Source organism: Cellulomonas triticagri (genome assembly GCF_003696205.1).
GTDB classification, from domain to species: Bacteria; Actinomycetota; Actinomycetes; order Actinomycetales; family Cellulomonadaceae; genus Cellulomonas; species Cellulomonas triticagri.
Genome location: NZ_RFFI01000051.1, coordinates 1 through 23,558, shown reverse-complemented (window position 1 = coordinate 23,558; position 23,558 = coordinate 1). Strand labels below are relative to the sequence as shown.

The 23,558-nt window shown below is 73.8% G+C and carries 21 protein-coding genes; 13 read left to right on the top strand and 8 right to left on the bottom strand.

Features of this window, described 5'->3' with window-relative positions; translation table 11 throughout:
• Window positions 1-10: 10 nt before the first annotated feature.
• The gene (locus tag EBM89_RS10660; RefSeq protein WP_122149413.1) at window positions 11-1,402 is read right to left on the bottom strand and encodes a GAF domain-containing protein; all 1,392 of its coding nucleotides are present in this window, start codon (window positions 1,400-1,402) and stop codon (window positions 11-13) included.
• 427 nt (window positions 1,403-1,829) lie between these two features.
• Between EBM89_RS10660 and EBM89_RS10655 the strand changes: the two genes are divergently transcribed.
• From EBM89_RS10655 to EBM89_RS10645, 3 genes are all read left to right on the top strand, one after another.
• Window positions 1,830-3,035 carry a GNAT family N-acetyltransferase gene (locus tag EBM89_RS10655; RefSeq protein ID WP_122149412.1) on the top strand — a complete coding sequence of 402 codons (1,206 nt, stop codon included), beginning with the start codon at window positions 1,830-1,832 and terminating at the stop codon, window positions 3,033-3,035.
• 37 nt (window positions 3,036-3,072) lie between these two features.
• Window positions 3,073-3,513: a hypothetical protein gene (locus EBM89_RS10650; protein ID WP_122149411.1), complete on the top strand. Its 441-nt coding sequence runs from the start codon at window positions 3,073-3,075 to the stop codon at window positions 3,511-3,513.
• 137 nt (window positions 3,514-3,650) lie between these two features.
• Window positions 3,651-3,899 carry a hypothetical protein gene (locus EBM89_RS10645; RefSeq protein ID WP_122149410.1) on the top strand — a complete coding sequence of 83 codons (249 nt, stop codon included), beginning with the start codon at window positions 3,651-3,653 and terminating at the stop codon, window positions 3,897-3,899.
• Between the two features lie 63 nt (window positions 3,900-3,962).
• Here the strand turns inward: EBM89_RS10645 and EBM89_RS10640 are convergent, their stop codons facing one another.
• Window positions 3,963-4,367 carry a DoxX family protein gene (locus tag EBM89_RS10640; protein WP_233571672.1) on the bottom strand — a complete coding sequence of 135 codons (405 nt, stop codon included), beginning with the start codon at window positions 4,365-4,367 and terminating at the stop codon, window positions 3,963-3,965.
• Between the two features lie 61 nt (window positions 4,368-4,428).
• Here EBM89_RS10640 and EBM89_RS10635 point away from each other — a divergent pair, with 61 nt between their 5' ends.
• Window positions 4,429-4,698 carry an acylphosphatase gene (locus tag EBM89_RS10635; RefSeq protein WP_122149408.1) on the top strand — a complete coding sequence of 90 codons (270 nt, stop codon included), beginning with the start codon at window positions 4,429-4,431 and terminating at the stop codon, window positions 4,696-4,698.
• A 36-nt stretch (window positions 4,699-4,734) separates the two neighbouring features.
• Here EBM89_RS10635 and EBM89_RS10630 read toward each other — a convergent pair whose 3' ends face one another.
• A complete protein-coding gene (locus EBM89_RS10630) occupies window positions 4,735-5,760 on the bottom strand; it encodes an NAD(P)-dependent alcohol dehydrogenase (protein ID WP_122149407.1) in 1,026 nt (341 codons plus the stop codon).
• A gap of 142 nt (window positions 5,761-5,902) precedes the next feature.
• Here EBM89_RS10630 and EBM89_RS10625 point away from each other — a divergent pair, with 142 nt between their 5' ends.
• From EBM89_RS10625 to EBM89_RS10615, 3 genes are all read left to right on the top strand, one after another.
• Complete coding sequence (locus EBM89_RS10625; protein WP_122149406.1) at window positions 5,903-6,637, top strand: alpha/beta fold hydrolase; 735 nt, start codon at window positions 5,903-5,905, stop codon at window positions 6,635-6,637.
• 178 nt (window positions 6,638-6,815) lie between these two features.
• Window positions 6,816-7,529: a LytR/AlgR family response regulator transcription factor gene (locus EBM89_RS10620; RefSeq protein WP_122149405.1), complete on the top strand. Its 714-nt coding sequence runs from the start codon at window positions 6,816-6,818 to the stop codon at window positions 7,527-7,529.
• Window positions 7,530-7,531: 2 nt separating this feature from the next.
• Complete coding sequence (locus tag EBM89_RS10615; RefSeq protein WP_122149404.1) at window positions 7,532-8,860, top strand: ATP-binding protein; 1,329 nt, start codon at window positions 7,532-7,534, stop codon at window positions 8,858-8,860.
• A 20-nt stretch (window positions 8,861-8,880) separates the two neighbouring features.
• On the opposite strand, the gene glf is transcribed toward EBM89_RS10615, so the two are convergent.
• Entirely contained in the window at window positions 8,881-10,080 is a 1,200-nt protein-coding gene (glf, locus tag EBM89_RS10610) for a UDP-galactopyranose mutase (protein ID WP_122149403.1), read from the bottom strand.
• 239 nt (window positions 10,081-10,319) lie between these two features.
• On the opposite strand from glf, the gene EBM89_RS10605 reads away from it, so the two are divergent.
• The 4 genes from EBM89_RS10605 (at window position 10,320) to EBM89_RS10590 (ending at window position 17,525) form a co-directional block, all read left to right on the top strand.
• Complete coding sequence (locus EBM89_RS10605) at window positions 10,320-13,301, top strand: glycoside hydrolase family 3 protein (protein WP_233571671.1); 2,982 nt, start codon at window positions 10,320-10,322, stop codon at window positions 13,299-13,301.
• Window positions 13,302-13,428: 127 nt separating this feature from the next.
• On the top strand, window positions 13,429-15,831 hold the full coding sequence (locus tag EBM89_RS10600) for a glycoside hydrolase family 3 C-terminal domain-containing protein (RefSeq protein ID WP_122149401.1): 2,403 nt from the start codon (window positions 13,429-13,431) through the stop codon (window positions 15,829-15,831).
• Between the two features lie 27 nt (window positions 15,832-15,858).
• Window positions 15,859-16,497, top strand: coding sequence for a hypothetical protein (locus EBM89_RS10595; protein ID WP_199732065.1), 639 nt, complete (start codon window positions 15,859-15,861; stop codon window positions 16,495-16,497).
• Window positions 16,494-17,525 carry a glycosyltransferase family 2 protein gene (locus EBM89_RS10590; RefSeq protein ID WP_199732064.1) on the top strand — a complete coding sequence of 344 codons (1,032 nt, stop codon included), beginning with the start codon at window positions 16,494-16,496 and terminating at the stop codon, window positions 17,523-17,525. The genes EBM89_RS10595 and EBM89_RS10590 overlap by 4 nt, the downstream gene beginning before the upstream one ends.
• A gap of 124 nt (window positions 17,526-17,649) precedes the next feature.
• Here the strand turns inward: EBM89_RS10590 and EBM89_RS10585 are convergent, their stop codons facing one another.
• The 4 genes from EBM89_RS10585 to EBM89_RS10570 form a co-directional block, all read right to left on the bottom strand.
• Window positions 17,650-17,904 carry a hypothetical protein gene (locus EBM89_RS10585; protein ID WP_122149399.1) on the bottom strand — a complete coding sequence of 85 codons (255 nt, stop codon included), beginning with the start codon at window positions 17,902-17,904 and terminating at the stop codon, window positions 17,650-17,652.
• Window positions 17,885-18,550 (bottom strand): S24/S26 family peptidase, encoded by a 666-nt coding sequence (locus EBM89_RS10580; protein WP_233571670.1) that lies wholly within the window; start codon window positions 18,548-18,550, stop codon window positions 17,885-17,887. The genes EBM89_RS10585 and EBM89_RS10580 overlap by 20 nt, the downstream gene beginning before the upstream one ends.
• A gap of 104 nt (window positions 18,551-18,654) precedes the next feature.
• On the bottom strand, window positions 18,655-19,287 hold the full coding sequence (locus EBM89_RS10575; RefSeq protein WP_122149398.1) for a TasA family protein: 633 nt from the start codon (window positions 19,285-19,287) through the stop codon (window positions 18,655-18,657).
• A gap of 47 nt (window positions 19,288-19,334) precedes the next feature.
• The gene (locus tag EBM89_RS10570) at window positions 19,335-21,320 is read right to left on the bottom strand and encodes a putative bifunctional diguanylate cyclase/phosphodiesterase (RefSeq protein ID WP_233571669.1); all 1,986 of its coding nucleotides are present in this window, start codon (window positions 21,318-21,320) and stop codon (window positions 19,335-19,337) included.
• A 290-nt stretch (window positions 21,321-21,610) separates the two neighbouring features.
• Between EBM89_RS10570 and EBM89_RS10565 the strand changes: the two genes are divergently transcribed.
• A complete protein-coding gene (locus EBM89_RS10565; RefSeq protein WP_122149397.1) occupies window positions 21,611-22,267 on the top strand; it encodes a PilZ domain-containing protein in 657 nt (218 codons plus the stop codon).
• Between the two features lie 76 nt (window positions 22,268-22,343).
• Window positions 22,344-23,558: DEAD/DEAH box helicase (locus tag EBM89_RS10560; protein WP_147463524.1), on the top strand; the 1,215-nt coding region annotated here is incomplete at its 3' end.

The following is a 23,558-nucleotide window of genomic DNA, read 5'->3' as shown; positions in this document are numbered from 1 at the left end:
CCCGGTGGCCTCAGCGCCAGCCGTACGGCCCGCTGGTGCCGCCGAGCCGTCGTACCAGCAGGTCGAGCCGCCCCTCGGCGCGGGTCGCCGCCGCGGAGCCGGGCGCGCTGAGGGCGGCGAGGCGCTCCCACGCCTGCCAGTCCTCGGCGCCCTCGTCGTGGTCGAGCCACCGTTCCAGCACCCCGGGGTCGGTCGCGTGCAGCACGGCGGCGCGCACGTCGGAGGTGAGGGCGTCGCGGACCTGCTCGACGCCGGGGGCGCGGGACCGGGGGAGCACGGGGCCGGGGTAGCGGTCGAGGGCGCCCCGGACGTCCCCCGCGGCCAGGGCGTCGCGGACGGCGGCGGCGTCGGTGGTGAGCGCGGCGGCGAGCCGGTAGGGGCGGGAGTGCGCGACGAGCGGCCCGGCGGTGCGCCGCAGCCGGGACACCTCGGCGCGCACGGCGACGTCGGACATCGCCTCCGGGTGCAGCAGCACGGCGAGCTCGTCGGCGTGCAGGCCGCGCGGGTGCTCGGCGAGCAGGAGCAGCAGCTCGGCGTGCCGCAGCGACAGCGGGTGCGCGGGGGCGCCGGGCCGGTGCAGCACCCCGGACCGCGCACCGAGGACGTCGAGCCGCGGCCGAGCGCCCAGGTCGCCGGCGCCGGGCGCCCGGGCGAGGTCGCGGGCACGCAGTTCGGCCTCGACGGCGGCGGCGGTCGCGCGGACCAGCGACAGCATGAGCGGCGACGCGGCGGCCTCCCGCCCGGTGACGTCCAGCGCGCCGAGGGTGCGCCCGCCGGGGTCGCGCAGCACGGCGGCGGTGCAGCTCCACGGCTGCACCGCCCGGGTGAAGTGCTCGGCGGCGAGCACCTGCACGGCGCTGCCGGTGGCGAGGGCGGTCCCGGGGGCGTTGGTGCCCGCGTGCCGCTCGTCCCACGCGGCGCCCTCGACGAACCCGACGCCCTCGACGGCCCGCCGCACGGCGGCGTCCCCGGCGATCCAGAGCAGGCGCCCGTCGACGTCGGTGAGCGCGACGAGGAACCCCTCGGTCACCGCCGCGTCGAGCAGCAGCCCCCGGACCACGGGCAGGGCGTGCCGCAGCGGGTGCTCGTCGCGGTAGGCGTGCAGGTCGGCGTCGGTGAGCGCGACGGGCGGCGCGGGGCGTTCGGGGTCGACGCCGCTGCGCAGGCTGCGCCGCCAGGACTCGGCGACGACCGCCCGGACGCCGACAGAGACGGCCCCGGTGCCGACGAACCGCTCGTGGGCCGCGCGGGTCCGGGCGACGGCCGTCGCGTCGGGCAGGGCACGGGGCAGGGCAGAGTGCGGGGCAGGGCGCAGCGCGCCGGACAGGGTGCTGGGCAGCGCGCCGGGCAGGGCGTGGGGCGCACGCTCGGGGTGCGACGGGTCGAGCCGGTCGGTCGGCACGCGGCACCCCCTGACGCGACGTCGTCGTCGCGGGCCCAGTCTCACCCCGCGTCCGCTCCGGCGCCAGACCTCGCCGCCGGCGTCTCGACCCCCGCGGTGCGGCGAGACGCGCGCGCCGGTCAGGGGCGTGGGAAGTGCCGTCCGGGTGACGATCACGCGGGTGTCGCCCGTTCGGGTGTCGCCCGCGCGGGGGACCGACCGGGCCCCCGGCGCCGCCGCCGCGATCGTCCGCTGACGCGGCGCGACGAGCCGCGGTGCTGCTGAGCAGGGACGACGTGCCGCCCCGCCAGGGGCCCTCGGGCGTCCGCCCGAACACCGCCCACGTGGTCGGCCCAGTTCACCCGAAAACCCCATCAAAACAGCCCAAACCGGACACTACGCTCGCGCTGCCCGAGAGCCAGCCCGTCTACCCGTCCCAGGAGGACACGTGGACACCGCCCGCACCCCCGGCTCGCCGTACGTGCGGCTGCTGCCGCTCGCCGCCGTCACCACCGCCGACGCGGTCGCCTGGCAGCGGCTGGCCGACCAGGCCGCCGAGCCGAACATGTACCTCGACCCCCGGTTCCTGCTGCCCGCCCGCGACCGCGGCCACGAGGCCGCCGACCTGCGCCTGCTCGTCGTCCAGGAGGGCGGCGAGTGGCTCGGGGCGCTCGCGGTCACGGTCAAGCGGGTCGCGCCGCGGCTGCCGCTGCACGCCACGACCACCGGCGGCGGCTTCATGACCTCGCACGCCGACCGGCACCACCCCCTGCTGCGCGCCGGTCGCACCGCCGAGGCGCTCGACGCGCTGCTGCGCGGCACGCGCGCCGCCGGGCTGCCCGGACTCGTGCAGCTGCAGCACCTCCCGGACGGGGGCGCGGTCGCCACGGCGCTGACGGAGGTCGCGGGCGCGGTCGGCGGGGCCCGGGTCCACGAGCGGCGCCGGTCCACGGGGGCGTACGCGACCCGCGCAGACCTCGACGTCCCGCCCCTGCCCACCGGGCCGGGACCGCTGGTGGACCCGCCGCTCGCGACCGCGCACCTGCGGACCGACGAGGCCCGCAACGTCCGGCGCACCGCCCGCGGGCTCGCGAAGGTCACCGGCGGACCCCTGGAGCTGCACGACCGCAGCGCCGACCCGGGCGTGGACGACGAGTTCCTCGACCTGCAGGCCGCCGGGTGGAAGGGCGACCGCGCCCGCGGCGGTGCCGCGCTGCGCCTCGACCCCGTCGCCGAGCGGTGGTTCCGCCGGGTCACGGCCGGGTTCCGGCACGACGGCGACCTGCTGGCGCTGCGGCTCGCGGCGGGCGGGCAGACGCTGTGGATCGGGTACGCGCTGCGCTCGGGCTCCGGGTACTTCGGGTTCCTCGACGCCTACGCGCAGGAGCACGGCCGGTACAGCCCGGGCTCCCTCGGTCGCCTCGCGACGATGACGTACCTGTTCGGGACGACGGACGCGGCGTTCTTCGACCCGGCGTTCGACGCCCGGTACACGGTCGGTGCCCGACTGTTCCCCGTCGCGCGCGAGCACGTGGACCTGCTGGTCGCCGGGAGCGGTCCGCTCGCGGCGACGGTGCTGCGCTCGTTGCCCGCGGCCCGGACCGTCGCGCACGCCGCCCGGCGGACCGTCCACCGCGAACCCTCCGCCGGCTGACCCCGCACCTGGCACCGCGCGTGGCACGCTGGGTGGCGTGAGACCGCTGCGCGCACCCCGCGTCGACGTCGACGTCCGCCCCGGCTTCGCCGCCGCCGAGGCCCGGGCGCTGCAGACGAGCCTGCATGCCGCGCTCACCCCCGCCGAGCGGGTCGCGCTCGCCCCGGTGCCCGTCGAGGCGGTGCTCGACGCCGGGCGCGACCCGGCGCGGGTGGTGCTGGTGCGCAACCTGGTCGTCGGCTTCGTCCCCGTGGACCGGACGGCCGAGGTCGACGCGCTGCTCGCCCGGGCCCGGGGCCTCGACCGCCGCACCCGCGTCGCCACCCGCGGGCTGCTGCACCACGACGGCGACCTGTGGCGGGTGTGGGTCGGCGACGTCCCCGACGGCGGCCCGCCGCCCGGCGACGACACCGCCGACACGCTGACCCCGCCGGCCCCGGCGGTGCTCGGGATCCCGCTGCGGCACCCGGGCGCCTGACCGGCACGAGGTCGGGGGAACGCGACGAGGTCGGTGCATCGGTACCCCCGACCTCGTGCCGATCCCCCGACCTCGGTGGCGGGCCGTCAGTCCGCCACCGGCCACCCGCCCGGAGCGATGCCGGTCCGGGGCGCGTCGTGGTCCCCGTCCCCGAGGCCGCCGCCGCCCTGACCGCCGCCCTGGACCGGCTGCTCGCCCTCGCCGGGCCCTGGGGCAGCGGCACCGCCCCGCTGACCTTCCTCGACCGCGACGAGGGCATCGCCCGCGCCTACCCGCCCGAGACGATCGCGCGCCTGCGCGCCGTCAAGGCCGCCGTCGACCCCGAGGGGCTGGTGCGCGGCAACCGCCCGCTGGGCCCGGCCCCGCAGGACCCGGGGCTCGCCTGACGCCGCCGGGTGCGGGCCGACCCCTGGCAGGGGGTGGGGCCGACCCGCACGCGGCCCGTCGCTTCAGCCTCGTCCGGCGCCCCACGCCCACCGGATCAGCGGCACCTGCACCGGGAGCCGCGCGACCGTCAGCACGGCCCGGGCCACCGCGGCCCGGTCCGTCGACCGCCGCAGCCCGCGCACCCCGTCGACGGCCATCTGCACGTTCGCGGGGAACACCGCCGCGAGCAGCACGGCGCTCGCGGCCCCGGCGGTGCGCCGGGTGCGGGGGACCAGCAGCCCGACGGCGCACGCGAGCTCGGCCACCCCGGACGCGAGCACCAGCGCCCGGGGCGCGGGCAGGGCGCGCGGCACGGCGGGCTCGAACACCCGCGGCCGGACGAGGTGGACGGTGCCGGACACGACGAAGGCGGCGGCGACGGCGCGCGCGCCACGGCGCAGCGGCGGGACGGGGAGGTGGGCGGTCACCGGCCCAGCATCGCGGGGCTCCCCCTCGCGGGCGAGCGGGGCGCCGGGCCAGACTGGCGGCATGACCGCTCGCAGCGTCGTCGTGCACGGACGGGTCCAGGGCGTGGGGTTCCGCGCGTCGATGGCCGCGCAGGCCCGCGGTCTCGGGGTGGTCGGCTGGGTGCGCAACCGCCCCGACGGGGCGGTGGAGGCCTACGTCGAGGGCGCGCCGGACGCCGTGGCGGCGCTGCTCGCGTGGGCGCGGGGCGGGCCGGCGTTCGCGGAGGTCACCGCGGTCGACGACCGCGAGGTCCCGCCGGAGGGCGCGGCGGGGTTCACGATCACCGGCTGAGCCACCCGGGGTGGGCGGCCCAGCCGGTGCGCGGTGTCAGGGGACGATGACTGCGCGGCCCCGGACCTGGCCCGCGTGCAGGCGGTCGTACGCCTCGGTCGCGCGGTCGAGCGGGAACTCCTCGACGTGGATCGTGATGGCGCCGCGCTTCGCGAGCTCCACGACCTCCATGAGCTCGGTGCGCGAGCCCCAGTTGATCGCCCGGCCGGTCACGTCGAGCGGCACGGTGGTCTGCCCGATGCGCACGGCGCCGGAGGCGACGCCCACGACGACGACCTGCCCGCCGACGCGGACCATCCCGGCGGCGAGGTCGGCGGTGGGCTGGATGCCGACGAAGTCGAGGACGACGTCCGCGCCGAGGCCCCGCGTCAGGTCCTTGACCGAGCCGATGGCGTCGGTGTCCGAGACGAAGGTGTGGTCGGCGCCGACCTCGCGGGCGAGGGCGAGCTTGTCCTCGGCGACGTCGAGCACGACGACGGTGGCCTGGCTGAGCGCCTTGAGGATCTGGATGGCGACGTGGCCCAGGCCGCCGGAGCCGATGACGACGGCGGTGGTGCCGGGGGTGAGGCGGGGGAGCGCGGACTTCACGGCGCGGTAAGGGGTGAGGCCCGCGTCGGTCAGCGACACGTTCTGGACGGGGTCGAGGTCGCCGAGCGGGACGAGGTGCCGGGCGTCGTCCACGATCATGTACTCGGCCATGCCGCCGTCGCTGAAGATGCCGGGGGCGCGCATGCCCTGCTCGCAGTTCTGCTCCTCGCCGGACGCGCAGGCGTAGCAGCGGCCGCAGCCCCAGGGTCCGTAGACGAGGACGCTCTCGCCGACCTCGACGCCGTGCACGCCCGCGCCGACCTCCTCGACGACGCCGGCGACCTCGTGGCCCAGGGTCAGGGGGAGGGGCTTGAAGTAGTAGTCCTCCGCGGAGGCGCCCATGATGAACTCGTCGGAGTGGCACGCCCCGGCGGCCGTGACCCGCAGCAGCACCTCCGAGGGCCCGGGGGCCGGCTTCTCGACCTCGACGAGCTCGGGGCGGGCGCCGATGGTGCGGTACTGCAGAGCCTTCATGGCGGATCACTTCTTCCTCCGGGACGACCCCCGGTGTCTGGTGGATACAGCCACCCTACGCTTGAAGTCTCAACCATCGCCCGACGAGGATGGGTCTCCGCACCCTCTCGCGTGTGTCACAGGTCACCTCTACCGTCGAGCCATGAACATCGTGCTGATCCCCGGGTTCTGGCTCGACGCGTCCTCCTGGGCGCCGGTCACCGCGGCCCTGGCGGCCGCCGGTCACACCCCGCACCCCGTGACGCCCCTGGGCGCGGGCGGTGCGGCGGACGAGGTCGCGGGCATCACGCTGGCCGACCAGGCCGCCGCGGTGGTCGCGATGGTCGACGGCATGGACGGCCCGTTCGTCGTCGTCGGGCACAGCGGCGGGGGCGCGGTCGCGCACGCCGTGGCGGACGCCCGCCCCGACCGGGTCGAGCAGGTGGTCTACGTTGACAGCGGCCCGCTCGCCGACGGCGGGGTCGTCAACGACGAGCTCCCCGTGGTCGACGGCGTCGTGCCGCTGCCGGACTGGGGCGTCTTCGAGGCGGAGGAGCTCGAGGGCCTCACCGAGGAGGTCCGCGCGGACTTCCGCGCCCGGGCGCTCAGCGTCCCGCCGCTGGTCGCGAACGGCCCGCAGCGGCTGCACGACGAGCGCCGGTACGACGTCCCGGTCACCGTCATCACCAGCACGATGCCGGAGGCCGTCCTGCGCGACCTCATGGCCAAGGACCACCCGTACGTCTGCGAGCTCGCCCGGGTCCGTGACGTCACGGTGGTCGAGCTGCCCACCGGCCACTGGCCGCAGCTCAGCCGCCCCGACGACCTCGCGGCGGCCGTCCTCGCCGCCGTCCAGGGCGAGGCCGACGCGGAGGAGGCCATGGCCGTCCCGACGTGACGGCCGCCTCACCCGGTCGGCTCCGGCCCCTGCCTGCGTGGATGACACGTCAGGCGGGACTCTCGTAGCATCGGCGCGACCGGAGCCGCCCGGGACCAGGGGACCGTCGGGCCACACCTCGGCTCCGGCCCGTCAGCCGTACCCCGCCGGGGTGCGTCAACCCCGGAGAGCGGCACCAGTGATCAGGATCGGCATCGTCGAGGACGACCCGGCGGCGTCCGCGCTGCTCGTGGAGCACCTGCGGCGCTACGAGCGCGAGCACGACGAGCCGTTCGACATCACCCTGTTCCGGGACGGCGCCGAGGTCGTGGCGGGCTACCGCCCCGTGTTCGACATCCTGTTGCTGGACGTCGAGATGCCCGAGCTCGACGGGTTCAGCGCGGCCGAGCGCATCCGGCAGGTCGACCGCGACGTCGTCATCGTGTTCATCACCAACATGACCCAGTACGCGATCAAGGGCTACGAGGTCGACGCGCTGAGCTACGTGCTCAAGCCGGTCCCGTACTTCGCGTTCTCGCAGGAGATCCGGCGCTCGGTGGCCCGCCTGCGGCGCCGGTCCGTGGACTACCTCCTGCTCACCGTCGACGGCGGGCTGGTGCGGGTCGCCACGGACGACATCGTGTTCCTGGAGAGCGCCAAGCACCGCACGACCGTGCACACCGTGGACGGGAAGTACTCGGTTGTGGGCCCGCTCAAGGCGCTGGAGGCCGAGCTCGAGGGCAAGACGTTCTTCCGCAGCAACAGCGGCTACGTCGTGAACCTGCGGCACGTGCTGGGCGTGCAGGGCAGCAGCGCGCTGCTGGTCGGCGGCCACGACCTGCTGATCAGCCGCCCGCGCAAGAAGGCGTTCCTCGCCGCGCTCACCGACTACCTCGGGGCGCGGCCGTCGTGATCATGGAGACGCTGCCGGACATCCCCCGGGTGCTGACCGGCCTCGCGGAGTGGGCGGCCTGCCTGGTGTACGTGCTGCTGCGCCGCCAGCGGCTCGCGGTGCCCCGGCTGGTCGCGGTCGCGGCGGCGGCGCTCGGGGTGCTCGTCGCCGTGCAGGTGCTCGCCGACCACCTGCCGCTGACGCTGTGGTCGCTGGGCATGGCGGCGTCGGCCGCGTGCATGTTCGGCTTCATCGTCACGGCCGCGCGGGTCCCGGCCCGGGAGGCGGGGTACTTCGCGGCGCGGGCGCTGGTGCTGGCGGAGCTCGTCGCGGCGCTGCACTGGCAGATGCACTGCTTCTTCTTCCTCGCCGAGGGCCGGCCCGGCCTGGTGTGGCAGGTGGTGTTCGGCGCGGGGGTCTACGCGGCGGCGTTCGGGCTGGCGTCCTGGCTGGAGTCGCGGCACTTCCGCCCGACCCAGCCCCTGGACGTCACCCCGGGCGAGCTCGCGTCGGCGGTGGCCATCGCGCTGGTGACGTTCTTCATGAGCAACATCAGCTTCCTCAACGCGAACACCCCGTTCAGCGGGCGGCTGGGGCTGGAGATCTTCTACATCCGGACGCTGGTGGACCTGTGCGGGTTCGTCGCGCTGTACGCCCAGCAGGGCCAGCGGCTGCAGCACCGGGCGAGCGCGGAGGTCAAGGCGATCGACGAGATCCTGCGGCGCCAGCACGAGCAGTACCTGCAGTCCAAGCGCAGCATCGAGATCGTCAACCGCAAGTACCACGACCTCAAGCACCAGATCGGCGTGATCCGGTCGGAGGGGGACCCGTCGCTGCGGGCCTCCTACCTGGACAGCCTGGAGGCGAGCGTCTCGGGGTACGCGGCGCAGGCGGACACCGGCAACGGCGTCCTCGACGTCATCCTCACGACCAAGAGCCTGGAGTGCGCGGAGCGGGGCATCGACCTGACGTACGTCGCCGACGGCGCGCTGCTGGACTTCATGTCGGCGATGGACGTCTCGGCGGTGTTCGGCAACGCCCTGGACAACGCCATCGACGGGGTGCTCGCGGTGCCGGACCCGGAGAAGCGGCTGATCAAGGTCGCGGTGTACTCCCGGGACCGGTTCGTGATGATGACGTTCGAGAACTACTTCACGGGGGAGCTGCGCACCGAGGACGGGGCGATCGTGACCCGGCGCGCGGACCGCGACCGGCACGGCTACGGCCTGAAGTCGATCCGGTACACGGCGGAGAAGTACGGCGGCTCGATGACGGTGAACGTCGAGGAGCGCTGGTTCGTGCTGCGGATCCTCGTCCCGCTGCCGGTCGGGGTCGAGCGGGCGCCCGCCTGAGCGCGGCCCCGCGACCCGCGTCAGGCCGTCGCGACCGCCGCCGCCCGGGCCGCCGCGGCGGACGAGCCCGCGGACCGCTCGAGCACCGCGCCGCTGGACCACAGCGACAGCGCCGACGCGATGGCCATGTGCATGTCGAGGTACAGGTAGGAGCCGAGGCGCCCGCCGAAGTGCACGTCGGGCTCGTCGTCCGCGAGGTCCCGGTAGGCGTGCAGCCGCTCGCGGTCCTGCGGGGTCGCGACGGGGTAGTACGGCTCGTCCCCGGCGAGCGCGAACCGCGACGTCTCCCGCATGACCACGGTGCGGTCCTGCGCGTGCTGCGCCTCGCGCTCCGGGTGGTAGTGCCGGAACTCGTGGATCCGCGTCCACGGCACGTCGAGGTCGGCGTAGTTCATGACGCTGGTGCCCTGGAAGTCCCGGACGGGCAGCGTCTCGGTCTCCAGGTCGAGGGTGCGCCAGCCGAGCGGCCCGGCGTGGTGGTCGAAGTACCGGTCGATGGGGCCGGTGTAGACGATCGGCAGCTGCCCCCGGGCGGAGCCCTTGCTGAGCGGCTGGCCGTCTTCGAAGAAGTCGGTGCCGAGCCGCACGTCGATGCGCGGGTGCGCGGCCATCGCCTCGAACCAGGTGGCGTACCCGTGGGCGGGCAGCCCCTCGTAGGTGTCGGAGAAGTACCGGTTCTCGTACGTGTACCGCACGGGCAGCCGGGCGATCACGGAGGCGGGCAGCGCGCGCGGGTCGGTCTGCCACTGCTTGGCGGTGTAGTCGCGGATGAACGCCTCGTATAGCGGGCGGCCGATCAGCGAGATCGCCTTGTCCTCGAGGTTGGTCGGCGCCGTGCCGTCCCCGTGCTCGGCGGCCTGCGCGGCGACGAGCGCCCGCGCGGCCTCGGGGCCCATCGCGGTGCCGAAGAACTGGTTGAGGGTGCCGAGGTTGATCGGCAGCGGGTACACGGTGCCCGCGTGCGTCGAGTAGACCCGGTGCTGGTAGCCGGTGAACGCCGTGAACCGGCGCACGTAGTCCCAGACCCGCTCGTTCGAGGTGTGGAAGATGTGCGAGCCGTACCGGTGCACCTCGATGCCGGTGTCCGCGTCGACGCTGCTGTACGCGTTGCCGCCGAGGTGCTCGCGGCGGTCCACGACGGTGACGCGCAGGCCCGCCTCGGCGGCGCGCTCGGCGATCGTGAGACCGAACAGCCCGGCTCCGACGACGAGCAGGTCCATGACGCGCCTTCCGGTGGGGGTGGCGGCCGCGGTGGCCGCACGGGCGCTGCGAGTGTAGGGCGTGCGGGTGTGCGCGCGGTGGCTCTCCACCGAACGCCGACAGAACGTGCGCCCGAACCGACAGATCGTGCGCAGGGCCGTGGTGCTGCACCGGCCGGACGGTTCCCTGAGGGGGCCTCCTCGCTGCCCGAGACGTCGGGTGGGGCGGCCACACCCACGACTCGAAGGAGAGACTCCTCGTGAGCAGCAGAGCGGCGAAGAGGCCGATGTCCAACAAGAAGTTCGTTTCCATCTGGGCCCCGGTGCTGGGGCTCGTGCTCGTCATCGCGGTCGTCGCGAACATCCTCCTGGGGGTCTACTCCAACTGGGTGGCCTCGCAGCTCGGCACCGGGACCTACACGGTGAACAACGCCGACGGCACCGAGGACTGGGACACCGCGTACAACACGGCGGACTACGACACCGCCGAGGACGCCGAGGCCGCGGCCGACGCGCTCGTCCAGGAGATCGCCGCCGAGGGCATCGTCCTGCTGAAGAACGAGGGCGGCGCCCTCCCGCTGACCGGTGACGCCCCGCAGGTGACCCTGCTCGGCCGCACCGCCGCGGACCCGGTGTACGGCGGCTCGGGCTCCGGCTCGACCGACACCAGCACCGCGGTGAACTTCCGCGACGGCCTGGAGAACGCCGGCATCGGCGTCAACGGCACCGTCTACGACGAGCTCGCGGACTTCGCGGCGGACGCCCCGAAGACCAACATCGTCATGGACCAGCCGTCGCAGTCGGTCTACAACATCGGCGAGATGCCGGTCGCGGACTACTCCGACGACGCCCGCGCGAGCTTCGCGGACTACTCCGACGCCGCGGTGGTCGTCATCGGCCGCGCCGGTGGCGAGGGCGGTGACCTGGCGACCTCCATGGAGGGCTGGGACGACAAGTACACCGAGGGTCAGCACCAGCTCGAGCTGAACCAGGACGAGAAGGACCTCCTGGCGCTCGCCAAGGAGAACTTCGACACCGTCGTGGTCGCGGTCAACGCGTCCACCAGCATGGAGCTCGGCCCGGTCGCCGAGGACGCCGGCGTCGACGCGGTGCTGCAGCTCGGCTCCCCGGGCCAGTCCGGCCTGAACGCGCTGGGCGAGGTGCTGACCGGTGCGGTCAACCCGTCCGGCCGCACGGTCGACATCTACGCGGCGGACTTCACCGCCGACCCGACGTTCCAGAACTTCGGCAACTACGCGTACTCGAACATCTCGGGCCTCGGCACCGACGACTCGCGCGGTGTCGACGGCGGCGCCTACTTCGTCCAGTACGAGGAGGGCATCTACGTCGGGTACCGGTACTACGAGACCGCGGCCGTCGAGGGCTTCATCGACTACGACCAGGCCGTCGTGTACCCGTTCGGCTACGGCCTGTCCTACACGACGTTCTCCCAGGCCGTGACCGGGCAGCAGCTCGGCGAGGTCGACGGCGAGATCTCCGTGGACGTCGAGGTCACCAACACCGGTGACGTCGCGGGCAAGCAGGTCGTGCAGCTCTACTACTCGGCCCCGTACACCCCGGGCGGCATCGAGAAGTCCTCGGTCGTGCTCGGCGCGTTCGAGAAGACCGGCGTCATCGAGCCGGGTGCCTCCGAGACGGTGACCCTGACCCTCGCGGTCGAGGACATGGCCTCGTACGACTACGCCGTCGCCGCGGCCTACGTGCTGGACGCCGGTGACTACGTGCTGACCGTCCAGGACGACTCGCACACCGTCACCGCGGGCACCGAGCCGATCACCTACACGGTCGACGAGACCGTCACGTACTCCGGCGACGACCACCGCGCCTCCGACGAGGTCGAGGTCACGAACCAGTTCGACGACGTGAACGCGGCGTTCGTCGACACCGCCGAGGAGGGCAAGATCCTCAACATGTCCCGCGCGGACTTCGCCGGGACCTTCCCGACGGCGCCCACCGCGGCCGACATGGTCGCCTCCGAGGAGACCGTCGCGGCGTTCGAGCCGTACGACGCCGCCGCCGTGAACGGCGCGTCCGACGCCGAGATGCCGACGCAGGGCGCCGAGGGCGACCTCTCCCTGATCGACATGCGCGGCCTCGCGTACGACGACCCGCAGTGGGACGCGCTGCTCGACCAGATCACCGTCTCCGAGATGACCTCCGTCATCCTGAACGGCGCGTACAACTCCGGCGCGATCAACTCGATCGCCAAGGAGGTCGCGAACGACTACGACGGCCCCGCCGGCTTCAGCTCGTTCATCAACGACGCGATCTCCGGTGTGGCGTACCCGTCCGAGGTGCTGCTGGGCCAGACCTGGAACAAGGACCTGGCGCACGCCATGGGCGTGTCCATCGGCAACGAGGCGCTGACCCTCGACGCCAACGGCTGGTACGCGCCGGCGGTCAACCTGCACCGCTCGCCGTTCGCGGGCCGCAACTTCGAGTACTACTCGGAGGACCCGCTGCTGTCCGGCGCGCTCGCGACCGAGGTCGTCGAGGGTGCCGCCACCAAGGGCGTCTACACCGCGATGAAGCACTTCGCGATGAACGACCAGGAGACCAACCGCATCAACCACGGTGTGGCCACCTGGGCGAACGAGCAGGCGATCCGCGAGATCTACCTCAAGGCGTTCGAGCTGCCCTACAAGAACGCGATGATGGAGATCTCCTACATCACCGACGACGAGGGCACGGTCGGCACCCAGGAGATGCGGGCCGCCACGGCCGTCATGTCCTCGTTCAACCGGATCGGCAACACGTGGGCCGGTGGCTCCGAGGCGCTGATGACGAACGTCCTGCGCGACGAGTGGGGCTTCCGCGGCTACGCGATCACCGACTTCAACCTGTACGAGTACATGTACCCGGACCAGGCCATCAAGGCTGGCTCGGACCTCATGCTCACGTTCCAGCCGATGAAGGTGCTCGCCGACACGACCTCCGCCGAGGCCGTGACGAACATCCGCAAGTCGACGCACAACATCCTGTACACCGTCGCGAACTCCAACGCGATGAACGGGTTCGCGACCGGCACGACCGTCGACTACACGCCGCCGACCTGGCGCTACGTGCAGATCGCGGTGGACGTGGTGCTCGGCATCCTGCTGGTGCTCGGCGTGGTCTACGTCGTGCGCCGGGTGCGCAAGCACAAGGACCTGCCGCAGGACGAGGCCGCCCCCGAGGCGTCCGTCGACACCGAGGACGCAGCGGGTACCCCCACCCGCTGAGCCCCACCTCCCGGCCGGTCCGCACGTCGGACCGGCCGGGACCCGGTCGCCGCCGGGTCGTGGGGGCTCCCTCCCCGCGCCCCGGCGGCGGCTCCCGAGCCGCACCTTGCGAAGGACGCCGCACGCGATGACCGAGAACCTGACCCTCCTGGAGAAGGCCGCCCTGCTCACGGGCAAGACCGTCTGGGAGACCCACGACCTGCCCCGCCACGGCGTCCGCTCGCTGTGGCTGGCGGACGGCCCGCACGGCGTGCGCAAGCAGCTCGGTGCGGCCGACCACCTCGGCATCGCCGCGTCGCAGCCCGCCACCTGCTTCCCCACGGCCGCCGGTCTGGCGAGCGCCTGGGACCCCGAGCTGGCCGAGGAGGTCGGGCGGGCGCTCGGCGCCGAGGCCGCCGCCCAGGACGTCGACGTCCTGCTCGGCCCGGGCCTGAACATCAAGCGCTCCCCGCTGGGCGGGCGCAACTTCGAGTACGTCTCCGAGGACCCGCTGCTGGCCGGGAAGGTCGCCGCCGGTCTGGTGCGCGGCATCCAGTCGGCCGGTGTGGCGGCGTGCCCCAAGCACTACGCGGCGAACTCCCAGGAGCTGCGCCGGATGGCGTCGGACTCCGTGGTCGACGAGCGGACGCTGCGCGAGATCTACCTGACGGCGTTCGGCATCGTCGTGACCGAGGCGCAGCCCCGGACGATCATGTCGGCGTACAACCTGGTCAACGGCGTCTACGCGCACGAGGACCCCTTCCTGCTGACGCAGGTCCTGCGCGAGGAGTGGGGCTTCGACGGCGCGGTCATCTCCGACTGGGGCGGCTCGAACGACGTGGTCGCCGCGGCCGCCGCGGGCGGCACGCTGGAGATGCCGGCCGCGGGCCTGGACTCCGCCCGCCAGCTCGTCGCCGCCGTGCGCGAGGGCCGCCTCGCGGAGGCCGACCTGGACGCCCGCGCCGCCGAGGTGCTGCAGCTGGTGCGGGAGGCCCGGGAGCCGGGTACCGCTGCCGCGGTGGACGTCGAGGCGCACCACGCCCTGGCGCGCCGCGTCGCGGCGCGGACTGCGGTGCTGCTCCGCAACGAGGAGTCCGTGCTGCCGCTGGCCGCCGGGACCCGCGTCGCGGTCATCGGCGACTTCGCCCGCACCCCGCGCTACCAGGGCGCCGGGTCGTCGGCCGTGAACCCCACCCGCCTCGACTCCGTCCTGGACGTCATCGGGGAGTCCGGCCTGGAGATGACCGCGTTCGCCGCGGGCTTCCAGCGCAACGGCACCCCGGACGCCGGGCTGCGGGCCGAGGCCGTCGCCGCCGCGCAGGGCGCCGACGTCGCGCTGCTGTTCCTCGGGCTGGACGAGATCGCCGAGTCCGAGGGCCTGGACCGCGAGCACCTGCGCCTGCACGCCGCGCAGACCGAGCTGCTCGAGGCCGTCGCCGCGGTCAACCCGAACGTCGTCGTGGTGCTGTCCGCCGGCGGCGTGGTCGAGATGCCGTGGCTCGGTGCCACGAAGGCCGTCGTGCACGGGTACCTCGCCGGCCAGGCCGGCGCGGGCGCGCTGCTCGACGTGCTCACCGGCGTCGCGAACCCCGCGGGCCGCCTGGCCGAGACCGTGCCGGTGCGCCTGTCGGACACCCCGACCGCCGAGACCTTCCCGGGTCGCCAGCGCACCGCGGAGTACCGCGAGGGCCTGTACGTCGGGTACCGGTACTACACGACCGCGGACGTCCCGGTGACCTTCCCGTTCGGCTTCGGGCTGTCGTACACGACCTTCGCGTACGCCGACCTCACCGCGACCGCGGACTCCGCGACGGTCACCGTGACCAACACCGGCGCCGTGCGCGGGGCCGACGTCGTCCAGGTGTACGTGCGCCGCGAGACCCCGGGCGTGCACCGCCCCGACCGGACCCTCGCCGGGTTCGCCCGCGTCGAGCTCGAGCCGGGGGAGTCCGCCACGGTCACCGTGCCGCTCGGCGACGCGGCCTTCCGGCACTGGGACACCGTCACCGGCGCGTGGCAGGTCGAGCAGGGCACCTACGCCGTGCTCGCCGGCGCCCACGTGGACGACCTGCCGCTGTCCGTCCCCGTCGCCGTGACCGGCACCATGGCGCCCGCGACGGATGACCCCGCCCTGGCCCGGTACGCCCGTGCCGACGTCCGCCGCGTCCCCGACGCCGACTTCGCCGCGCTGCTCGGCCGCCCCGTGCCGCCGTCGTCCTGGTCCGGCCCGCTCGGCGTGAACGACGCCCTCGGCCGGATGCAGACGGCGCGCTCGCCGCTGGCTCGCCTCGCCTACCGGGTCCTGGCCTGGCAGCGCGACCGCGCGGACAAGAAGGGCAAGCCGGACCTGAACATCCTGTTCCTGCTCAACATGCCGTTCCGCGCCATCGGGAAGATGACGAACGGCATGGTCAGCACCGAGATGGTCGACGGCATCGTCCGCATCGTCAACGGCCGCTTCTTCTCCGGGGCGGGCGCCGTGGTCGGCGCGTTCTTCCGCAACCGCAGCGCCAACCGCCGCACCGCGCGCGAGCTGCGCGGCGACGCCTGAGACCAGCTCACAGAAGAGAGAACCCCCGTGCTCACCCGCATGCGCGCCGCCTGGCGCTCGTTCGCCGAGAAGCGTCCCGGCATCGCCCAGTTCGTCGTGTTCTTCGTGCTGTCCAACGGCATCACCGTGCTGCAGCTCGCCCTCATGCCCGCGATCAAGTGGGTCTTCGGGATGACGTCGCTCGTGGACACCTCGTTCCAGGTGTGGCCCATCGGGTCCAACCCGGACGGCTCGCAGTACTTCGTCTTCGACTACGCCGCCGGGGCCCTGCCGGCGGGCGGCGGCGGGCTCGCGTACTTCCTCGCCGTGCAGATCACGCTGCTGATCGCCCAGGTGATCAACTTCTTCGCCCAGCGGAACATCACGTTCAAGTCCAACTCGTCCGTGGCGAAGGCGGCGTCCTGGTACGCCATCGCCTATGTCATCATCACCCTGGTCGCGGCGGCGCTGCAGGGTCTGTACAAGGCACCGATCTACGACCTGTTCATCGACACCTGGAACATGGGCGGCACCGGGGAGACCCTCGCCGACGTCGTCACCATGATCATCAACTCGGCGATCTCGTTCTGGGTGTTCTTCCCGATCTTCAAGGTCATCTTCCGGCAGGAGCCCGAGGAGGCCGCACCGGCCGCGGCCGGTGATCCCACGGAGGTGCGCTCGGCGTGAGGCCAGCCGCGAGCCCGGTGCTGTCCGTCGTCGTCCCCGCGTACAACGCGGAGGGCTACCTCGCGCGGGCGCTGGACACGCTCGTCGGCTGGGGGCCGGACGTCGAGGTCGTCGTCGTGGACGACGGCTCGACGGACGGCACCGCCGCGCTCGCGCACACGTACGTCGACCGGTACCCCGGTGAGGTGCGGCTGCTGCGCAAGCCCAACGGCGGCCACGGCTCCGCGATCAACACGGGCCTGGACCACGCGCGCGGCGCCTACCTCAAGGTGGTCGACGCCGACGACTGGCTCGACCGGGACGCGCTCGCCCGCGTCCTCGACACCCTGCGCGGGTTCCTCGCGGACGAGCGGCCCGTCGACCTCCTCGTCTCCAACTTCGTGTACGAGAAGGTCGGCAAGCGCACCAAGACCGCCGTGCGGTACCGCGGCGCCCTGCCGACCGGGCAGGTCGTGCCGTGGTCCGGCACCCGCGGGTTCGGCAAGCGGCAGTACCTGATGATGCACGCGCTCATCTACCGCACCGCCGTGCTGCGCGAGGCCGGTCTCCGGCTCCCCGAGCACACGTTCTACGTCGACAGCCTCTACGCGCTGGTGCCGCTCGCGCACGTCTCCACGCTGTACTACCTGGACGTCGACCTGTACCGGTACTTCATCGGCCGCGCCGACCAGTCCGTGCAGGAGGCGGTCATGCTCCGCCGCATCGACCAGCAGCTGCGCGTCAACCGGCTGATGCTCGAACACGTCTCCCGGGTGCGGGTCACCGACCGGCGGCTGCGCGCCTACCGGCTGCACTACGTCGAGATCATCTGCACGGTGTCCTCGATCCTGCTCATCCGGGCCGGCACCCCCGAGTCGCTGGCCGAGCGCGACCGGCTCTGGTCCGAGCTGCGCCGGCAGGACTTCTGGCTGTACCGCAAGGTCCGGTGGACCGTCCTCGGCCACCTCTCCAACCTCCCGGGCCCGGCGGGCCGGCGCGTGAGCGTCCTGGCCTACCGCGTCGCCCAACGAGCCATCGGCTTCAGCTGACCCCAGACGCTGCGCCGCCCAGCGCGGCGTCGCCCGCGCCCGGCGGCGCCGAAGGACAGGTCTCGCCTGCGCGGACCCTGGTGCGGGCAGGCCGACGTCGTCCTCTCGGCGGGCCCGCGCCGCGTCAGGGGACGGCGGGCGGGGCGGCGAGCGTGGCCGTCGGGGCGGGCGACGAGGGCGCGCTCGGGCTCGTCGCCGGGACCGTGATGGAGATCGTCACCGTCGCGGAGTCGCCGAACTGGGCCGAGGCGTAGCCGACCGCCGGGCCGAGCAGGGCCGCCCCGACCAGCAGGGTGCCGAGCACGAGCCGCCCCCACGGCCCGAGGAGCCGGGCGTCGTCGGGGTCCGTGACCCGCGCCTCAGCCGAGGAGGAGCGCATCGTCGTGCCGTTCGCGGGCGGAGGGGCGGCGCTGCTCACCGGCGGCGCGGCGGGCGCGGCGGTCGTCCAGCAGCGAGACGACCTCGAGCGCCGCCAGCGCGGCCAGCGGCGGCACGAGCATCGCGGCGCGGCCCTGCGCGGAGCCCGCCCAGTCGAGCACCCAGCCCCACCGCGGGTAGACGTCGAGGATGATGCCGCGCACCTGGGACAGCGGCGTCGCGTCCGGGTCGGGCTCGAGGTTCGCGTCGCCCTTGGTGAAGATGTACGGCCGGGTCAGGGCCTCGCCGGTCTCGGGGTCGTAGGTCTGGACCATCTTCCCGGTGGCCTCGTCCTGCTGCATGACCGGCAGGTTCCGCAGGGCGATGATCCGGTGCGTGACGAGCTGGTCGGACCCGGCGGGCCAGAACGTCGCGACCTGCCCGACCCGCAGCTGCGAGGGGTCGTCGATGCGGCGCATGACGACGGCGTCACCGGCGTCGAACGCGCCCTGGTCGTCCCCGGCCATCGACCCGGAGGTGACGATGAGCAGCCGCTGGCCGTTCGCCTGGAACCACAGCGGCACCGCGAGGGAGGTCGCGTAGGCGAGTCCGCACACCACGATCACCGTCCACAGCGCGCTGCGCAGGGCCCGGCGGCGCGGGCTCACCGGGGTCGCGTGCCGAGGGCGCTCGGGGTGCGGCGCCCGGCGCTCGACCGGCGGGTGCGGTGTCATCGGCTTCCGGGGCCTCGGGTGGTCGACGGGTCGGCGGGTCAGCTCGTGGCGTGGGGGTCCGTGGGGTCCTGCTCCGCGAGGAAGGTCAGCGCCAGGTCGGCGCTGGCGTCCTGGAACTCGTTGCCGAGCTCCAGCGGCACGGACACCCGGGCGCACAGGTCCTCGGTGCCCGCGGCGATGAGGCGGCGGTCGGTGGGCACGATCTGGGTCGCGGAGCCGGACATGCCGGGGCCGGAGGTGCCGATCGGCGTCGCGCTCGCGAGCCCGGTCTCCGTGCAGGACGCGGCGGGAACGGCGAACAGGTCGAGCGTGAGTTGCCCGGCGAGCCCGGTGCCCTGGGTGTCGGTGGCGGCGTACTGGACGCCGTAGACCAGCGCGAGCGACCCGGCGTTCTGCACGGTGACGGGGCTGTACACCTGGTCGCCGGGCGCGAGGTCGCCGGGGGGCAGCACGAACGCGGCGTCCTCGCCCGCGGCGATGTCGACGGTGCCGGTGGTGATGCCGGAGCGGCCGGTGTCGTCGTTGTCGGTGAAGATCGCCGACGTGACCAGGGAGGTCATGCCGAGGCCGGCCATGCCCAGGATCGCCACGGTGGTGATCAGGCGCCGGCGGCGGGCCGGGTCGCGCCGCGGTGCGGGCGGCGTGATCATCTCGCGGAGCAGCTCGTCCATCCGGGTGGTCGTCCTCACGGGTGAGTCGAAACGGGGCTTATCAGGGGTTATCGGTCAGATGGTCGCGCACCTTGAGGCGAAACGCCCGATTCTCGGGTGACGGATGTGACGGCGTGTCGCGTGCCCGAGTCAGCCGTGGGTCGGGGCAGGTCCTCGGGCCGCAGCCGGTCCGCCGGCACGGCGGGGGAGTAGAGGTAGCCCTGCGCCTGGTCGACGGTGAGCCGGCGCAGCGCGTCCACGACCACCTCGTCCTCGACGCCCTCGGCGACGACCTGCAGCCCGAAGGAGTGCGCGAGGTCGACCATGGCCTTGACGACGACCACGGAGCTCGACCCGCCCCGCGTGGCGAGGTCCGCGACGAACAGGCGGTCGATCTTCAGGCCGTGCACCGGCAGGTCGCGCAGCTGGGAGATCGAGGTGTTGCCGATGCCGAAGTCGTCGATGGAGACCCGCACGCCCATGTCGCCGAGCCGCGCGAGCACGGGTACGACGCGGGACGGGTCGCTGACCAGGGCGGTCTCGGTGATCTCGACCTCCAGCAGCGCGGAGGGCACCTCGTGCCGGTCGAGCAGGTCCTCGATGACGTCCACGACGCCGTGCGACGTGACGTCGTGCGCCGACAGGTTGACCGCGACCGGGACCGGCTCCCCGGTGCGGGACCACACGGCGAGCTGGGCGACGCAGGCCCGCAGCGCGTACCGGGTGAGGTCGTGGATGAGGCCGGACTGCTCGGCGAGCGGCACGAACAGGTCGGGCGGCAGCATCCCGCGGGTGGGGTGCCGCCAGCGCATCAGAGCCTCGAGACCGACGGTCCGTCCGGTGCGCAGGTCGATCTTGGGCTGGTAGTGCAGCTCGAGCTCGTCGTCCACCCCGAGCGCGCGGTGCAGATCGCCCAGCAGCACGAGGCGGGCGGGGGAGGAGTCGTCCTCCTCCGGGGAGTACACGGAGACGCCGAGGCGGTGCGTCTTCGCGGTGTACATCGCGACGTCGGCCATCCGCATCAGCGAGGACGCGTCCTCGGCGTGGTCGGGCAGGCACGCCACGCCGATGGAGGTGTCCACGTGCAGGGCGAGGTCGCCGAGCATGAACGGCGGCACGAACAGCTGCCGGACCCGGCGGGCGGCGGCCTCGGCGTCCGCGACCGTGCCGACGTCGGGCAGCAGGATCGCGAACTCGTCGCCGCCGAGCCGGGCGACCATGTCGTCGTGCCGCAGCGCGTCGCGCAGCCGGTGCGCCACCTGCTCGAGCAGCTCGTCGCCGCGGTCGTGGCCGAGGGAGTCGTTGATGTCCTTGAACCGGTCGACGTCGAGCAGCGCGAGACCGACGGTGGTGCCCCCGGCGTGCGCGTCGGCGAGGGCGCGCTCCAGCCGGTCGGCGAGCATCCGGCGGTTCGGCAGGCCGGTCAGGGAGTCGAGCAGCGCGAGCCGGGCGTTCTCCAGGGCCGAGGACTGCAGCCGCCGCGACGCGTTCCACACGGTGCGGAACAGCAGCAGCCACAGCAGGGCGAGGCCGCCGGCGACCACGAGGGTCACGGTGCGGGTGGCGGAGGCGACGGCGTCGGTGGTGGCCTGGTAGTCGAGCATGACGTCGGCCGCGCCGACCACGACGCCGTCGTGCTGCACGGGCACGTACACGCTCAGCAGGGTCGACTCGGTGCCGCCGACCTCCGAGCCGCGCACCTCGGTGACCACCTCGGCGTCGGGCTCGCGCTGCCGGGTGGCGGCGTCCAGCCGGTCGCCGTCGGGGAACCCGGTGGTCGCGTCGTTGGAGTCGTAGAGCAGCGTGCCGTCGACGGTCCACAGCCGCAGGCTGCGCAGGTCCCGGAACCCCTCGACCTGCTCGCTGACCTCGGCGCGCTCGGCGGGGGAGAGCACACCGACCGTGAACGCCTGGTCGGGGACGGAGGACGTCGCGTAGGACTCGATCGACCGGGCGAGGGCGATGCCGTCCCGGCGCGCCTGGTCCTGCATGACGTTCGAGGTGACCAGGACGAGCGTGACGCCGAGCGCGAGCATGGCGACGATGCTGACCACGGCGAAGTACCGGGTCAGGGGCCAGCGGCGGTGTGCGGTTGCCAGCTCGGGCCTCGAGTCCTGGAGGGTGGGTGACGCCGGGTTCCCGGTCGTCCCCGCCGACACTACGGTCGGGATGCCGGAAATGGCGAGAAGATCCCCGTTGCGGCGTTTCGCCCGGTTTGCCCGGTGGATGAAATCGCAGCCCAGGGGGCTGCTGCACCCGGTCGGCGCACGCCCGTCACCACGTCCCCGGGATAGCCTCCGAGCGCCCCTGCCCGCCCCCCCACCCCCTGGACGGACCACCCCGCATGCACGAGCTCGCCCTCTGCTCCGTCGAGCAGGACGGTCGTACCGTCCTCGACGGCTACGTCCGGACGTTCGAGGACGGCGTGCTGTGGATGGGCACCGAGGGCATCGTGCGCGGCGTCGCGGAGGACGAGACCTACCTCCTGCGCGTGCTGGACGACGCCCGCGGCGAGTGCGTGTACCAGGGCGACGTCGCCCGGATCTCGGCCGACACCGTGGCGTTCACCGGCGTCGAGCTGCTGTCGACGCTGCAGAAGCGGGCCGTCGCGCGCGTCGCCGTGCAGGTCGAGTGCGAGGGCTTCGCCAGGCTCGCCGCCGACCCCGACGCCGAGGACGCGCACCACGAGTCCGACCCGCAGGACGCCGAGAAGGACGCCGACGAGGTGCGCATGCGCTTCACCGTGCTCGACGTCTCCGCGCACGGGATGCGTATGATGAGTCAGACCGAGCTGCCTCCGGGCAGCACGGTGAGGTTCGTCTTCCCCGAGCTGTCGGACGCGTTCTGGCTGCAGGCGGTCGTCGTCCGCGCCCAGCCCTCGCGCACCGGGACGCACTACGGCTGCCAGTTCGTCGAGACCTCCCCGCGGGAGACGGACGCCCTCTTCCGCTACGTCCTGCGCACGCAGGGCGCCCTGCGCCGCCAGCAGACGCTCGCCTGACCGAGCCGCCGGCGCCGGTCGCCGCCCTCGCGCGGACGTCGCGGGTCCCGACCCGACGCCGGAAAGGCGCTCTCGTATGCCCAGCTTCACCGATCTCGGTGTGCCCTCCTCGCTCGCCCGCTCCCTCGCCGGGCGCGGCATCACCGAGCCGTTCCCGATCCAGGCCGCCACGCTGCCCGACACCCTCGCGGGCAAGGACGTCCTCGGCCGCGGCCGCACCGGCTCCGGCAAGACCGTGGCGTTCGCGCTGCCCGTCGTCGCGCGCCTGTCCGACTCGAAGGCCCAGCGCGCCAAGGCCCGCCCCCGCGCGCTGATCCTCGCCCCGACCCGCGAGCTCGCGACCCAGATCCACGCGACCGTCGAGCCGCTGGCCACCACCGCGGGCCTGACCTCGACCACCGTCTTCGGCGGCGTCGCGCAGAGCCGCCAGGTGTCGGCGCTCAACGGTGGCATCGACGTGCTCATCGCCTGCCCCGGGCGGCTCGAGGACCTCATCAAGCAGGGCCTGTGCTCGCTCGACGCCGTCGAGATCACGGTGCTGGACGAGGCCGACCACATGGCCGACCTCGGCTTCCTGCCCGTCGTGAAGCGCCTGCTCGACAAGACCCCGCGCGGCGGCCAGCGCCTGCTGTTCTCGGCGACGCTGGACAACGGCGTCGACATCCTGGTCAAGCGGTACCTCGACCAGCCGACCACGCACTCGGTCGACCCGGCCGTCGCGCCCGTCTCCACGATGACGCACCACGTGCTCGTCGTCGCGGACGCCGACGCCAAGAAGCAGGTCGTGCACGAGCTCGCCTCCGGCACCGGCCGCCGCGTGCTGTTCACCCGCACCAAGCACCAGGCGAAGAAGCTCGCGAAGCAGCTCACGCAGGACGGCATCCCCGCCGTCGACCTGCAGGGCAACCTCGGCCAGGGCGCGCGCGAGCGCAACCTCGGCGCGTTCACGTCCGGCGAGGTCAAGGTGCTCGTCGCCACGGACATCGCCGCGCGCGGCATCCACGTGGACGACGTCGAGCTCGTCGTGCACGTCGACCCGCCGGCCGAGCACAAGGCGTACCTGCACCGCTCCGGCCGCACCGCCCGCGCGGGCTCCGGCGGCGACGTCGTGACGGTCCAGCTGCCCGAGCAGGCCGGGGACGTCCGCGACCTCACCCGCAAGGCGAAGATCACCGTCACCCCGCAGCGCGTCGCGCCCGGGTCGCCGGTCGTCGCCGCGCTCGTCGGCGAGGTCGCCCCGCACGTCGCCCCGGCGCCCCCGGCCGCGCCGCAGCAGCAGCGCGCGTCCCGC

What these genes read in the sequence shown, in the direction of transcription:
- EBM89_RS10635 (WP_122149408.1), top strand. Translation starts at nt 4,429, where the DNA reads ATGACCGCTCGCAGCGTCGTCGTGCACGGACGGGTCCAGGGCGTGGGG.
- EBM89_RS10630 (WP_122149407.1), bottom strand. Translation starts at nt 5,760, where the DNA reads ATGAAGGCTCTGCAGTACCGCACCATCGGCGCCCGCCCCGAGCTCGTC.
- EBM89_RS10625 (WP_122149406.1), top strand. Translation starts at nt 5,903, where the DNA reads ATGAACATCGTGCTGATCCCCGGGTTCTGGCTCGACGCGTCCTCCTGG.
- EBM89_RS10615 (WP_122149404.1), top strand. Translation starts at nt 7,532, where the DNA reads ATGGAGACGCTGCCGGACATCCCCCGGGTGCTGACCGGCCTCGCGGAG.
- glf (WP_122149403.1), bottom strand. Translation starts at nt 10,080, where the DNA reads ATGGACCTGCTCGTCGTCGGAGCCGGGCTGTTCGGTCTCACGATCGCC.
- EBM89_RS10600 (WP_122149401.1), top strand. Translation starts at nt 13,429, where the DNA reads ATGACCGAGAACCTGACCCTCCTGGAGAAGGCCGCCCTGCTCACGGGC.
- EBM89_RS10585 (WP_122149399.1), bottom strand. Translation starts at nt 17,904, where the DNA reads ATGCGCTCCTCCTCGGCTGAGGCGCGGGTCACGGACCCCGACGACGCC.
- EBM89_RS10575 (WP_122149398.1), bottom strand. Translation starts at nt 19,287, where the DNA reads ATGGACGAGCTGCTCCGCGAGATGATCACGCCGCCCGCACCGCGGCGC.
- EBM89_RS10565 (WP_122149397.1), top strand. Translation starts at nt 21,611, where the DNA reads ATGCACGAGCTCGCCCTCTGCTCCGTCGAGCAGGACGGTCGTACCGTC.